Raw genomic sequence first — 12,545 nt, 5'->3', positions numbered from 1 at the left:
TTATATATTATAATTATGTTAATAAACAATGCTTAGTAATTATTTTTACATTGCTATTTAACATTTGGAGGAAGTTATATGAATAACATAAGAAGTTTTAGTGATTGTTTAGCTGAATTGCTTAAAATTTATAATTTAAATGGAAGTAAACTTGCTAAAGGAATTAATGTAGATTCATCACTTATATATAAATGGTTACGCAACGAAAGGGTTCCAAAATATGGTACCCCTTATATTGACCTTATTACAAATTATTTAGTTAACAATATAAATAATTCATTTCAAAAAAAAAACATTATGCATGCTTTAAATAAGTGGTCTTTACAAAAAACAGATCCCTTAGATATTAACATATCAAAAATTATTAATTCAGCCCTTCTTGAAGCACAAGGATATTCTATTGAGATATTATTAAAGAAAGGTACAGAAAAAAAAAGTAATAAAATTCATCTTAATAATATAGATAATGATACACCCAAATTACCTATCAAAGAAAATTTGTTTTATGGTACTGATAACATAGATATTATAAAAGGAAATAAAGAAGTTTTATATGCAGCATTAAATATTTTAGAAAGCCTATATAAGAGTCAAAAGCCTACAAGGGATCCAATAATTATTACTTATAATACTACCATGGAGCTTCTGCCTTATTTTAAGGAATTTAATATTAGATGGAAGCAAGCACTTTATAATCTTCTAATTAGCGGTTGGAAAATAGTATATTTAGTAAATCTTAATAATAAGAAGAAAAACATTAAACTTATAGAGGATATGCAGTTTGCACTTTCTACAAAAAGATACTCAATTTATTATATAAAAAAACCCGATTTACTTATAGATAATGAAATTATTATTATACCTAAGATATGTGCCTTATATTGTTTTTCATCTCAATTTAAAAGTGAAATTGATAGTGCATTCCTTTTCAAATCAGATATAAGTATAGAAATTTTAACAAACCATTTTTCTCAAATTTTTTCATCAGCTAAGCCCTTATTAAAACCATATCTAGCTCAAAATTCAATGCAATTTCAGTGTATGATTACTAAAACAGAAGAAAGCCTTGGAGATAGGTATGTTTTTACAGATGATATAAGCGAAATTACTTTTCCAATTGATTTATATAAAAAGTATTTAGGCTTAAGTAAAAAATCTGAAAAGGAAATATTAAAGCTTTTATCTTTACATAAACGAAGAATTAATGCATTTAAATCTCAAATAAAATATTACAAATTTAAAGAGATTTGGTTTAAAGAATCAATAGAAAATTTAATAGCTGAAGAAAAATATTCATTTAATAATTATTGCTCCTTTGATAATAATTTTCAGCACAAAAAAGATATTATATATCATCTTGAAAATGTTATACATATGCTAAGAACTTATGAAAATTACCAAATAGCAATTATAAATAAAAGCGATTATGAAAATATATCAAAAATTTGTTGGGTAGTAAAAGAACATAGTAAAGTGTTTATAGAAGAAATGAATAATAATACGAAAGATACTTATATTTCTAATGATTATAGTAACAAAATAAAGTTATTGATTTCAGAAAAACAAGTAGTCAGTGCATTTCAAGATTATTTTTTACTACTTTGGAATAATATAAATAACTTAAATAAAGAAAAAACTGAAGTTATAAAATGGCTTCAAAGCAAAATAAATAAACTTAATAAGTTTAATTAGCTTAGATAGTTTATCACTACCTTAAGTTTATCAGTAATATTTATAATTATTTTTAAAAGTCACAATATAAATTTCTTTATAAAAACAATTTAAATTTTAAAATATTATAGCTTTTTAACTAAAGATATAGGAAAATATATAATTAATATACTTATTATTAGATAGGGGTGTACTATGAATAAAGAATATGTATTAGATAAGAAAAAAGCAAAAATATTTCTCATTAACATATTGGGAATATTTTTACTATTGTTTGTATGCTATAAATCTATTTATTACTTTTTACCTTTTATTATTGCTCTTTTATTATCATTTCTTATAGAACCTTTTGTAAAGCTGATGGTAAATAAGCTTAATTTATCTAGAAAAATATCTTCGGCTTTAGGTGTAATTTTGATATTATTTACTCTAGGCTTTTTATTATCTCTATTAGTATTAAGATTAATTAAAGAAATAAAAGATGTATTATTGATACTTCCTTCTTTTATTAATGATTTTTATAAGAATATTACCCAGATAAGTAGCAGTGGCAATAATTTAATCATAGGGCTCCCTAAAGAGTTAACTCAATATATTGGTGAATTGCTCTCTAGTTTGTTTAGTTATGTAGGCGGTTTACTAAATAATATTGCTAAAAGTCTAGTTAATACAGCTTTTTCATTACCTGCCTTATTAGTTTTTATACTTATTACCATATTATCTACTTACTTTTTATCTAGTGATAGGAAAAATTTGCATAGATTTCTTGCAACCCATTTTCCAGAAAACTGGGTTGATAAAGTATATAACATAAAAAATGATATTTTCTCATCTTTATTCAAATTAATAAGAGCTTATTTAATTATATTATCTATAACCTTTACAGAGCTTCTTTTAGGTTTTTCAATTATTGGAATAAAGTATTCACTAGTTCTTGCATCTATAATTTGTATAATTGATATACTGCCAATACTAGGAACAGGAACAGTATTAATACCTTGGGCTATTTATGAAATAATTACAAATAACCCTAGGGTTGGAATATCTCTTTTAATACTTTATTTAGTGATCTTAATAGTAAGACAGGTTGTTGAACCTAAAATTATTGGACATCAAATAGGTATTCACCCTCTTTTTACCCTTATGTCCATGTACGTTGGTTTAAAACTTCTAGGAGCTGTAGGCTTAATACTAGGACCTATTGTTATAATAGTAGTAAAAAGCCTATTTACAAGTATTTACAAGGGTAAAACTTTAAAAGATATATTATTTAACCCTCTTTAGTTATTTTGTTTATCCGCTTTTGTTTTAATGGCTCTTTTAAATTACCATTCAACATTTGTATTATATTAATAATAAGAATTAAGGAAATTAACTATTCTCCTTAATGGTAACAAACAACAGGCACTCCAGCTTCAATATTTTTGAATACAGACTCCGCCACTTGGTAAGGTGCATTTATGCAGCCGTGAGAGCCGTTAGTTTTGTATATTTCTCCTCCAAAGGCTGCTCTCCAACTGGCATCGTGAAGTCCAATACCTCCATTAAAAGGCATCCAATAGGTAACTGGAGCAGCATAACCTGGTCCTCTTAATACTGCATCTTTTTGCTTATAAGTCAATTTATAAGTTCCAGAAGGTGTGGTATGATTACTGCTTACATTTCCGGTAACCACAGAACCCTTAGTAATTAAAGTTCCATTTTTATAAAACCATAAATACTGTTTTGTAAGATCTATCTCCAGGTAGGTATTTCCAATGTCATTGTCCACAGTACCAAAGGCTGCTTGCTCATAGACAGGCTTTTTTGTTATAGTTTCTCCAGCCTTTATGGCTTCAACTAACTCCTTCACTTCTTTACTCTTATTAATAAGCCATCCATAGTTTCCGCCTCTAACTTTTTTAGTGGCTCCTGAGGATGTAACAAAGCTTCTTGTAGTGCCATAAGTATCATACTTATTAGAAAGGGTTTCTACGTAACTTTTTACCTTTGCTTCATCAATGGTAATTTCATATTTTTCATCGACTTTAATCCAAGCATTAAATTTAGATGCATCTAATACTTCTGTGTGCTTTCCAAAATTATAAGTGATTTTAGACGCTATATATTTATTAAGAAGATTCTTAGTGTTTAATATTTCTTTAGACTTTGAATTATATTTAGGTTTTTCGTAGCAATTCATTTCTTCAAGATTAATGCTTGGTATTCCCTTAACTATGGAATCTTTAACCTGCTTGTACAGAACCTCCTTATTAACCTTATTACCATTAACTTCTTTAACTATGTCATATCCTTTACCTGTAAATGTGAATGTTGGGTTTTTAGGCAGGATTATATTGCTATCTTGGAAGCATTTTAACTTATCAATTTTTTCTTTTAACAACTTTTCATCAAAGGTTACCATTTCCGTTAAAGTGGTATCCTCTTTAATAAATAGCCCTTTAACCCACAGGAAAGGACTTTGCTCATCTTTTAAACTCTGAATTTTATTTTCAAGGTTATGAACCAGATTAATATCCTTTCCTGATATCTCCTCCTTCAGTCCTCCCCTTTCATGCAAAGTTAGAGTGTAATTTGTAACTATATCAGCCAGCTCTTCCTGTGCCTCATTTACGGTTTTGCCAAAAACACTAATAGAATTAATAGAAGAACCAAAGTAAAAACGATTCATAAAATAAGCTGAAATCCCCAAATATATCATAAGTAGGCTAAAAAAAACCGCCAAGGCCACTAGTACAATTTTTCTGTACTTTCTTTTTTTATCTCTCATAACATCCCCCTCATATCATCATTACTAAAATTTCTAGTTGAAATAATGACCTTATATTATATTAAATCTATTTATATAATATGTAATTGTAGGCATATGAGTTATTACTTATTTAAAAATATAATAATGGCATCCATACGAGTTATTGAAAAATAACTCATATGGATGCCAATTCTATATAATAAATATTTTTACTAGTCTTTTCATGTAATTTACCACAAACTCACTAAGATCATAATTGCCGTCATGAAGGCACCAATCATAGATGAGGCCTCTAGCTGCTATGAATAGGTATTCTACCATTTCTCTAGGCTTAATTTGCGCTTCAATCTCTCTCTTTTCTTGCCCTTCTTCTATAATCTTTTGAAGTACGTTCTGCATATTCCTCCCATCAGTGATAAATATTTTATTTTGAGAGTTATATAGATGCTTTATAAAATCAAGTCCTCGCTCTGCGTTATAATCCGCATAAAACTTAAAAAATCTCACTATTTTTTCATAAGAATGCCCTTCTTTTATCTCATTAGCTACTACATCATTAAAGTACTCATCGGCAACCTTATATATTATGTTAAGTATATCATTTTTTGATTTGAAGTAATTATAAAAGGAACCTATAGAAACCCCTGCTTTCTGGCATATTTCTTCCACAGTTAGATTGTCAAATCCCTTTTTCTCTAAAAGATCAATAGCAGTGCAATATATTTTATTTTGAGTATTTTGAGCTTGGATTTGTCTTTTAGTTAATTTTTGCTCACCCATAACTATTCGCCTCACAAAAAGAATTTTTAAAAATATAATCTGCATTAATTATATAAGACTTATGCCATTTGTCAAATTTGAAGAAAAAGCCAACAATATATTGACAATTTTTTAACAGCATCTTATAATGAACGTATTCACCGAACTAGTTCATTAAATTAATTTCAGCTTATACTAGGCGCCCTTAAGCTGGATATTCCAAAAATCAACTATGATAACTATATTAGGAGGAAACAGAATTTATGAAGAAGTTTAAAAAGGCTCTAGTGTTATTATTATCTGCATTAATGGTATTTTCTATCATAGGCTGCGGCAAAACACAAAAGAGCGGTAAAGGTGCTTTTAAACCTGGTACATATACCGGTGAAGGTGAAGGAATTCATGGAAAGATTCAAGTTGAAGTTACTGTAGATGAAAATAAGATAACTGCTGTTAAAGTTTTAAAACATGATGAAACTCCAGGAGTAAGTGATTTGGCACTAAAGAAAATTCCTGAAGATATTGTAAAGTATCAAAGCATTGGAGTAGATACCATCGCTGGTGCCACAGTGTCTAGTAAAGGTGTATTAGAAGCTGTGAAAAAAGCTCTTGAAAAAGCAGGTGCTAATATAAAAGATTTAGAAAAGAAACCTGAAAAAGATAAAGCTTCTCTAAAAAAAATAGAAAAAAATGTAGATGTAGTTGTGATAGGCGGAGGTGGATCTGGACTTGCTGCTGCAGTAACTGCTCATCAAAACGGTGCTAAAGTTTTAGTACTTGAAAAGATGCCAAAGGTTGGTGGAAATACTATAATTTCTGGTGCAGCCTATAATGCAGTAGACCCTAAAAGACAAGCTAAGGCTGGGGTGGAAGATTCTGTAGACAAGCATTATACTCAAACCTATGAAGGTGGAGATAAGGTAGCCAAGCCTGAAATGGTAAGAACCTTTGTTGAAAACGCATACCCAGGCATAGAATGGTTAGAGAGTATGGGAATGCAGTTTAAAGATGACATATTCACCGTTTTAGGTGCTTTATGGCCAAGATCTCACAAGCCTGTTAAACCTCTTGGTACTGGTTATATTGAAACTTATATGAATTATATTGAAAAAAATAAAGCTGATATAGAAATTATGGTTAATAGCAAAGCTACTGAGCTTATAGTTGAAAACGGTAAAGTAGTAGGTGTTAAAGCAGAAGGTGCTGACGATGAAATAGTAGCTAAAGCAAGCAAGGGTGTAGTTATGGCTACCGGTGGTTTTGCTGCTAATGTGGAAATGAGAAATAAATATAACAAGATGTGGTCAGACCTTACAAATATCAAAACCACAAACCATGTAGGCCCCACTGGAGACGGAATATTTATGGCTGAAAAAGCTGGTGCAAACCTTGTTGGAATGGAACATATACAACTTCTTCCTATGGGAGATCCTAAAACCGGAAGCTTAAGTGGAAACATTGAACAAGGTGTTGAAAATCGTATTTTTGTAAATAAAGATGGTAATAGATTTGTAGATGAAGGTGCTCGTAGAGATGTAATGACAAAAGCACTTTTTGAACAAAAGGATGCCTCCATGTGGGTAATACTAGATAAGCATTCCTATCCTACAGGAGATACAAAAAACAACTTTAATGAATCTATTGATGAACTTGTAAAAGCAGGTAGAGCTTATAAAGCTGATACCTTAGAAGATCTTGCAAAACAAATAGGTGCAAACCCAGACAACCTTAAAAATGCTGTGGCTGAATTTAACAAATCAGTGGAAACCAAAGCTAAAGATAAATTTGGAAGAACACTATATAAAGATAAAATCGATACTGCTCCTTTCTATGCCGGTGCACGTGTACCTACAGCTCACCACACCATGGGTGGTATTGAAATCAATCCAAGTGCACAAGTATTAGATAAGAATGGTAAAGTTATACGTGGACTTTATGCGGCCGGTGAGACTACTGGAGGTATTCACGGTTCCAACCGTTTAGGTGGTAATGCTTTAGCTGATACAGTAGTATTCGGAAGAATCGCTGGTAAAAGCGCAGCTGAAGGTAAATAATTAGTTAGTATTTAAAATAAATAAAGCTCATGTGGATACATGAGCTTTATTATATATTACATCTTAGGTCTAACTTAGTCTCTCATTCTTGAATCAAGGTTATTATACCAATGATTAAAGTCTTTTTCAGCTTCTTCTTTGCTCTTGCCATATTTTTCTTGGATTTTTCCAATTAATATGTCTTTTTCTCCTTCTAATCTATCTATTTCATCATCTGTAAACTCACCCCAGTTTTTCTTTACTTCTCCTTTAAACTGGTTCCACTTACCTTTAAATATCTTATCATTCATTTTCAATAACCTCCCTTGATTTATGTTTATCATCATTGTAGGTTACTAATTCTGCACTTGCAATAAGTTTGGTAATACTTTTACATTCTTGAAATGAAAAGTTTATTTTATTCTTATAGTATTTCCAAAATCTTAATAAACCATAGCCACTAAGTTATGAATTTTAAATAACTCATAACTCGTGTGGCTGCCATTGTTATTCTGCACTCTTTAGAGATTCTATCATGTCAATTTTATCGAATCTTTTGTACATTACCAAATTTACAATAACTGAGAATATCATGGTGAGTATTACTGAATATAGAAAATAAATTGGGCTGATGTTCTTTAAAAACATTATTACATTAGTTTCTGTGGTGGTGAGCACAAGATAATTAAGTACTATTCCTGCAACTATCCCCGTTAAACTTCCTATGATTGTCAATATTATATTTTCCCTATAAATATAAGCTGCCAGTTCATTATCGTAAAACCCTAAGAGCTTTATGGTGGCTAGTTCCCTCTTTCTTTCATTGATATTGATGTTGGTAAGGTTGTATATTACCACAAAAGCCAAAACTCCAGCGGATACTATTAGCACTATCACCACGGAATTTACGCTTTCCATGCTGCTATCCATATCGATCTTAACATTATTTTTGAAGCTCACTGACTGTATCTTGCTAATATTTCTTAAATCCTTTGAGGTATTGTTCTGAGCCTCTTCTGAGGTACTTTGCAGTAATCCGTAAAATCCATTATAACTAGGCTTTTCTCCAGTTATTTTTTCATAATAATCAGGGCTTATATACACATAATGTCCTATGTAATGCTCTGCAATACCTATAATCTTAGCCTGTATCACCTTACCATTCAAGGTTATGTCTAAAGTATCTCCTGCTTTCTTATTTATAAGTTTTGATAGTTTTTCTGTGATAATTGTCCCCTCTTCTAACTTTAGAGGCTTATCTTTCATATTTATATTAATATATTTATTAAACTCTTCTTTTTCTTCTGGAATCACCACATATACATCTTCCTGCCCTCCATCCTTTTTGGTGAGGGTAGCATTTTTTGAATAAGTAAATAATATAGAGTTAATATTTGAATCCTTAGATATCTTATCTTTCAACTCATTCTTTTCTTCTTCATTTAAGTTTTTAGGGAGGGTGGTTATCATATCATATTTGTAAATCTTGTTAAACTGATTTTTTGTAGAACCAATTATACCTTCCTTAAGTCCAAAGCCTGTTATCATAAGCCCTGTACAAGCAGCTATTCCTATCACCGTCATGAAAAGTCTTTGTTTATATCTAAATATATTTCTTGCTGTAACCTTGCTAGTAAAACCCAGCCTTTTCCATATAAAAGTCACTCTCTCCAGCAGTATCTTTTTCCCTGACTTAGGGGGCTTAGGCCTCATTAATGAAGCTGGTACCTCTCTTAACTCATCTAAAGTGGCCGCCACCGCTGCTACAGTGGTAAATACTATGGCTAATAAAGCAGCTTGCATAGACAGTTTAACATTAAATGGACTTAACTGGTTAGGTATGGTATATAAGGAGCTATAGGCCTTCATTATTAATGGCGGAAAAAGCCTAAATCCAAAGGATAACCCTATTAAACTCCCCACAAGGCTTGCACTAAGTGAATATATTAAATAATGTGCTACTATAGATATTCTAGAATAGCCTAAAGCCTTAAAGGTTCCTATTTCTATTCTGTTTTCTTGCACCATTCTGGTCATGGTGGTAAGGCTGACCAAGGCTGCTACTAGGAAAAATATCAGTGGAAACACCCTTCCTATTTTGTCTATCCTATCGCTATCTTGTCTATAAGTTTCATATCCCACATTAGCGCTTCTCCCCAGCACATACCACTCTGGCTCTTTAATATCCTTAAGTTTATCCTTGTTTTCCTGAATCTCTCTTTCTCCATCTATAAACTTGCCATTGGCCTTTTCTTCTTCTTCCTTTAAGGTTTTGGTGTTTTCATTAAGCTGTGCTTCACCCTCTTCTAAATCCTTTTTAGCCTTATTAAGCTTTTCTACCCCTTGCTGCTTTTCTTTATTTAATTGAGCTTCTGAGGCAGCTATTTTCTTATTATTTGCTTCCAGTTCTTCCTTACCTGCTTTTATTTTACTTTCTCCCTGAAAAAGCAGTTTTTCATTGTTATCTAACTGCTGTTTTCCTGCTGCAATTTCTTCTTGAGATTTCTTAAGTGCTTCCATATCCACTGCAGGTTTTGTAATATCTAATAATCCTTTTTCCTGTAAAATGGTGTAAATACTATCAAAGTCTTTTCCCTTAACCTCTTCATAAATGGGCTTTAACATATTATATTGCTGTAAATATGCTGGATCCTTTAGATTGGCTTCCAGTTCTTTTATTCTTTCTCCTAATGCATTAGAAATTCCATAAGCTGCTTGTTCCTTACCCGCTTTTAGCTGTTGTTCATTGTCCGCAAGCTTTTTCCTGTCTTCTGCAATTTCCAATTTACCTTTTTCAATATCTTTAAGCTTGTTAGCTATCTCCACTTCGCCAGCTTGTATTTGCTTTTTACCCTCTTCTATTTGCTTTATGCCTTCTTGAATTTTTTTGTTAAAAAGGGCTTCATTAGCTTTAAGCTCTTCTTTTCCTTTGTTTATTTTATCTCTAGCGCTATCCAGTTTTTTGTATCCATAAGCAAACTTATCTTCTGCCTCTTTTTTAGCGCTTATAAGCTTATCTTCTGCTTCTTTTATCTTATCATTTCCACTTTTTAAAACCTCATCATATCTTGCAGCACTTCTCACAGTGCCTAAGTCTTTAAAGTTATTTTCAATGGCCTTCATATCACTAGTATATTCTTCATGGTTTAGAAGACTGTCATTGGATGCGATACTATGGGCTTTAGCATATATTTCTGTATAAACCTCGCTTTTAAATACACTGGGTAATACATAAACAAAGCCTCTTACTGTACCACTACCCAAGGAGCTAAGCTGTCTTTGCCTAGATACATATAGAGGAGATATGGCAGTTCCTACAATTTTAAATTCACTGCGGGTCAAATTGTCTTCTATAGGTGTTTCTTTACCAGATTTAAGCACCAAATTATCATTTAGATTAAGTTTATGCTCCACAAAAAAATGCTCTTCCACTACAATTTCATCCTCATTTTTTGGAGCACTTCCTCTAACCATGGTAATTTTGTTTATGCCATTATCCTCTAAGAGAGAATTAACATTTACCACCAAAGACTTCTTATCCTTTTCAATTACCGCATCCAAGGAATAGGAACCTTGTACCTCTCCTATACCCTTTTGCTTTTTTATCTCGCTGATATCATCCTTAGTAAGCCCAAGAGAGGAAATCAATTTAAAATCCATAAGATTATTATCTTTAAAATAACTATCTGCGGACATTTTCATATCTGGACTGGTGGCCCTTACCCCAGCATAGAAAGATACCCCCACCGCTATTATGATAACTATGGATAGGAATCTTGAAAATGTCTTTTTTATATCTCTAAATAAATTTTTTAAAAATGATTTTGACATAATTACCACTCTACGCTTTCTATGGACACAGGATTAGCATTTTTCTTAATGCTTTCCACCTTACCATTTTTCACAGTTATCACCTTATCGGCAATAGGCGCTAAAGCGGAATTATGGGTGATCACCACCACGGTCATATTATATTTTTTTAATGTATCTGTAAGAAGCTTTAATATTGATTTCCCAGTATTATAGTCTAAGGCTCCTGTAGGTTCATCGCAAAGAAGCACCTTTGGATTTTTAGCTAGTGCCCTAGCTATAGCGACCCTTTGCTGCTCACCACCAGATAGTTGGGAAGGGAAATTTCCTGTTCTATCTCCAAGACCAACGCTTTTAAGCACTTCCTCAGGATCCATAGGATCTTTGCATATATCTACTGCCAGTTCCACATTTTCCAATGCATTTAAATTTTGCACTAGATTATAAAACTGAAATACAAACCCTATATCATCCCTTCTATACTTTGTAAGCATCTTTTTATTATATTTGCTTATGTCGTTGCCATCCACATAAATACTTCCTTCTGTTACCTGATCCATACCGCCTAAAAGATTAAGTATTGTAGATTTTCCAGCACCACTGGCACCAAGTATAATTACAAATTCTCCTTTATCTATTGAAAATGAAACATCATCTACTGCCTTAATAACCACCTCTCCCATGGTATAGCTCTTTCTAACATTTTTTAACTCTATAAAATTACTCATTCCATCTTTCTCCTTCATTAGTTTCAGCATGAACCTTTGTTCTCTTTTAGTTTAAAAAATTCTACCACCACTAAAGTAGTAGAATATCACTTTACTTATTCACTATATAATTTCTATTATATATAAATATTTTTCTGCAATTTACTTTAATCAATATTTAAATGTTCATCTATGTGCATAAAGAAGATATCAATTATGCTAAGCATATATTTTCTTACCTCGGTTCCATCTTCTTTCTCTTGCAATATCATAGACATGCTCTCTACCATACTGTAGGAAAGAAGGTATATGATGAAATTATCCTTAAGTTTTTTACCTTGTAAGCTAAGTTTATAAGTTGTGGTTTCTGTAACTATTCTAGTTATAAACTCCACAAAGGTATTTTTGCAATTATCATATTTAGAGCCCTGGCTTTTATTAAAAAGAATAGCAATCTCTGTGCTATTTTCTTCAAATATCTCTATTATTTTTTCCATTAGTCCATAAAAAATGTACTCCGCTTTATCATTAATATCCACCTTATTAAACTGCTCAATATAATTCATAAGCTTATGATATAAAGAACCTATAAGACTTTCATACAAGTCTTCTTTACTGTGAAAATATTTATATATATTTCCTACTGAAGTATTAGCCTTCTTTGCTATATTTCTTATAGAAGCTCCTTTGTACCCAAACTCCTTGAATTCTTTCAATGCCTGTTCCTCTATACAATTTCTAACTTCGTCTTTTAAATATTGCATTAGAAAACCTCCGTTCTCTTTTAAAAGATTACAATATTTAAAGAATATT

At 31.3% G+C, this 12,545-nt stretch carries 9 protein-coding genes; 3 read left to right on the top strand and 6 right to left on the bottom strand.

The genetic code is table 11. The features are described 5' to 3' along the window. Positions 1-78: 78 nt before the first annotated feature. Together BUA82_RS09030 and ytvI are read left to right on the top strand one after the other, a co-directional pair. On the top strand, positions 79-1,692 hold the full coding sequence (locus BUA82_RS09030; RefSeq protein WP_073006822.1) for a hypothetical protein: 1,614 nt from the start codon (positions 79-81) through the stop codon (positions 1,690-1,692). A 174-nt stretch (positions 1,693-1,866) separates the two neighbouring features. Beyond that, the gene (ytvI, locus tag BUA82_RS09025) at positions 1,867-2,955 is read left to right on the top strand and encodes a sporulation integral membrane protein YtvI (RefSeq protein WP_073006821.1); all 1,089 of its coding nucleotides are present in this window, start codon (positions 1,867-1,869) and stop codon (positions 2,953-2,955) included. A 100-nt stretch (positions 2,956-3,055) separates the two neighbouring features. Here ytvI and BUA82_RS09020 read toward each other — a convergent pair whose 3' ends face one another. Both BUA82_RS09020 and BUA82_RS09015 read right to left on the bottom strand, forming a co-directional pair. Beyond that, entirely contained in the window at positions 3,056-4,441 is a 1,386-nt protein-coding gene (locus BUA82_RS09020) for a L,D-transpeptidase family protein (RefSeq protein WP_073006818.1), read from the bottom strand. Between the two features lie 174 nt (positions 4,442-4,615). Next, complete coding sequence (locus tag BUA82_RS09015; protein WP_073006815.1) at positions 4,616-5,203, bottom strand: TetR/AcrR family transcriptional regulator; 588 nt, start codon at positions 5,201-5,203, stop codon at positions 4,616-4,618. Between the two features lie 242 nt (positions 5,204-5,445). Between BUA82_RS09015 and BUA82_RS09010 the strand changes: the two genes are divergently transcribed. Beyond that, positions 5,446-7,236 (top strand): flavocytochrome c, encoded by a 1,791-nt coding sequence (locus BUA82_RS09010; protein WP_073006812.1) that lies wholly within the window; start codon positions 5,446-5,448, stop codon positions 7,234-7,236. Positions 7,237-7,310: 74 nt separating this feature from the next. Here BUA82_RS09010 and BUA82_RS09005 read toward each other — a convergent pair whose 3' ends face one another. The 4 genes from BUA82_RS09005 to BUA82_RS08990 form a co-directional block, all read right to left on the bottom strand. Beyond that, on the bottom strand, positions 7,311-7,526 hold the full coding sequence (locus BUA82_RS09005) for a CsbD family protein (protein WP_073006810.1): 216 nt from the start codon (positions 7,524-7,526) through the stop codon (positions 7,311-7,313). 196 nt (positions 7,527-7,722) lie between these two features. Beyond that, complete coding sequence (locus tag BUA82_RS09000) at positions 7,723-11,046, bottom strand: ABC transporter permease (RefSeq protein ID WP_073006809.1); 3,324 nt, start codon at positions 11,044-11,046, stop codon at positions 7,723-7,725. A gap of 2 nt (positions 11,047-11,048) precedes the next feature. Next, positions 11,049-11,753, bottom strand: a complete 705-nt coding sequence (locus BUA82_RS08995; protein ID WP_073006808.1) for an ABC transporter ATP-binding protein — start codon at positions 11,751-11,753, stop codon at positions 11,049-11,051. A gap of 146 nt (positions 11,754-11,899) precedes the next feature. Then, positions 11,900-12,496: a TetR/AcrR family transcriptional regulator gene (locus tag BUA82_RS08990; protein ID WP_073006807.1), complete on the bottom strand. Its 597-nt coding sequence runs from the start codon at positions 12,494-12,496 to the stop codon at positions 11,900-11,902. Positions 12,497-12,545 lie beyond the last annotated feature (49 nt).

Source organism: Clostridium amylolyticum (assembly GCF_900142075.1).
In the GTDB taxonomy this organism is placed as follows: domain Bacteria; phylum Bacillota; class Clostridia; order Clostridiales; family Clostridiaceae; genus Clostridium_AA; species Clostridium_AA amylolyticum.
This window is presented reverse-complemented; position numbering and strand designations above follow the sequence as displayed.

Excerpts from the sequence above, each read along its gene's own strand:
- BUA82_RS09030 (WP_073006822.1), top strand. The coding sequence starts at position 79 with ATGAATAACATAAGAAGTTTTAGTGATTGTTTAGCTGAATTGCTTAAA.
- ytvI (WP_073006821.1), top strand. The coding sequence starts at position 1,867 with ATGAATAAAGAATATGTATTAGATAAGAAAAAAGCAAAAATATTTCTC.
- BUA82_RS09020 (WP_073006818.1), bottom strand. The coding sequence starts at position 4,441 with ATGAGAGATAAAAAAAGAAAGTACAGAAAAATTGTACTAGTGGCCTTG.
- BUA82_RS09015 (WP_073006815.1), bottom strand. The coding sequence starts at position 5,203 with ATGGGTGAGCAAAAATTAACTAAAAGACAAATCCAAGCTCAAAATACT.
- BUA82_RS09010 (WP_073006812.1), top strand. The coding sequence starts at position 5,446 with ATGAAGAAGTTTAAAAAGGCTCTAGTGTTATTATTATCTGCATTAATG.
- BUA82_RS09005 (WP_073006810.1), bottom strand. The coding sequence starts at position 7,526 with ATGAATGATAAGATATTTAAAGGTAAGTGGAACCAGTTTAAAGGAGAA.
- BUA82_RS09000 (WP_073006809.1), bottom strand. The coding sequence starts at position 11,046 with ATGTCAAAATCATTTTTAAAAAATTTATTTAGAGATATAAAAAAGACA.
- BUA82_RS08995 (WP_073006808.1), bottom strand. The coding sequence starts at position 11,753 with ATGAGTAATTTTATAGAGTTAAAAAATGTTAGAAAGAGCTATACCATG.
- BUA82_RS08990 (WP_073006807.1), bottom strand. The coding sequence starts at position 12,496 with ATGCAATATTTAAAAGACGAAGTTAGAAATTGTATAGAGGAACAGGCA.